The sequence below is a fragment of the Hydrogenophaga sp. OTU3427 genome (genome assembly GCF_038440225.1).
Taxonomy (GTDB): Bacteria; Pseudomonadota; Gammaproteobacteria; order Burkholderiales; family Burkholderiaceae_C; genus Hydrogenophaga.
On record NZ_JASATI010000106.1, the window covers coordinates 1 to 1,217 of the forward strand.

Annotated in this window: 1 protein-coding gene and 2 pseudogenes; 2 read left to right on the forward strand and 1 reads right to left on the reverse strand. The window is 59.9% G+C overall.

Going from position 1 to position 1,217, the window contains the following annotated elements; translation table 11 throughout:
* Positions 1-241: HigA family addiction module antitoxin (locus AAHB17_RS24450; RefSeq protein WP_342133665.1), on the forward strand; the 241-nt coding region annotated here is incomplete at its 5' end.
* Here AAHB17_RS24450 and AAHB17_RS24455 read toward each other — a convergent pair.
* Positions 238-513 (reverse strand): annotated as a pseudogene (locus AAHB17_RS24455) (IS3 family transposase); the annotation flags it as partial. The gene AAHB17_RS24450 and the pseudogene AAHB17_RS24455 overlap by 4 nt on opposite strands.
* A gap of 64 nt (positions 514-577) precedes the next feature.
* On the opposite strand from AAHB17_RS24455, the pseudogene AAHB17_RS24460 reads away from it, so the two are divergent.
* A pseudogene (locus tag AAHB17_RS24460) lies at positions 578-1,055 on the forward strand (transposase); the annotation flags it as partial.
* Positions 1,056-1,217 lie beyond the last annotated feature (162 nt).

Here is a 1,217-nt window from a genome sequence, read left to right on the forward strand (position 1 = left end):
TGCAGCTGCTCAGCTCAAGGTGTCGCGCACGGCGTTCTCTCGCGTGCTGAACGAGCATGCGGCCATTAGCTCGGAGATGGCTTTGCGTTTGGCCGATTGGCTGGGTGGCGATGCTACGATCTGGCTTCGCATGCAGACCGACTATGACCTGTGGATCGCGCGTAAGACGCACAAGGTAAAGATCGCGAAGGCGGCATCTGCGACCACTGGGCTGCTGCCGGTTCCGTTGACACCGACCTAAGCTTCTTGAGCTTTTTCGAACTGTACGGGACTGAGATACCCGAGCGTCGAATGCCTGCGTGTCGGGTTGTAGAAGCATTCGATGTAGTCGAACACGTCTGAACGGGCCTGCCCTCGCGTTCGGTACACCTTCCTGACCGTTCGCTCGGTCTTGAGCGAGCTGAAGAAGCACTTCATCGCCGAGTTGTCCCAGACCTCACCGGCCCTGCTCATGCTGCATGTGATGCCCTGTTCGTCCAGCAGCTTCTGGAAGTGCTCGCTGGTGTACTGGGCGGATTCAACCGGTCGTCGCAACACCTTCAACCAGGAGGTGTCTATGGGGCGACCCGCAGGATGGATAAAGCAGTTAACTGGCAGAGGTCCAATGCGATCTCCAGGGGCTCCAACGCTTCGGCGAGAGGCTGAGCGTCAGTTCTGGGTTGGGATTGCAACCGGCATCACAAGTGAGAAGGCTGCCGAAGCCGTAGGCGTGTCGCAGGCCGTGGGATCCCGTTGGTTTCGGCATCGTGGCGGTATGCCATTGCTCATGTCGAAACCTGTATCTGATAGGTACCTGTCGTTCGCCGATCGAGAAGAGATCGGACTGCTTCGGGCGCAATATCTCGGCGTACGGGAGATAGCGCGTCGCATTGGTCGAAGCCCCTCAACCGTGTCGCGCGAGCTCACACGCAACGCTGCGACACGCGGCGGCAAGCTCGAGTACCGTGCGTCAGTCGCGCAGTGGAAGTCAGAGCATCTGGCCCGACGCCCCAAACCGGCCAAGCTGGTGACGAATCCCCGTCTGCGCGAGTATGTCCAAGAACGCCTGGAGGGTTGCCATGCAACTGCACGGCATCGAACGTCACCGTTGGCGACAGCGGCTCGCGAGCCACGGCGACTTCATGCGCCTGCGCGACGCGGCCCGGGCCGATTGAACTCAGCCGAGGGTGAAAATCTTCAGCGATCCTCTTTTTCATCAGAAACGAGCAGGGCAACTA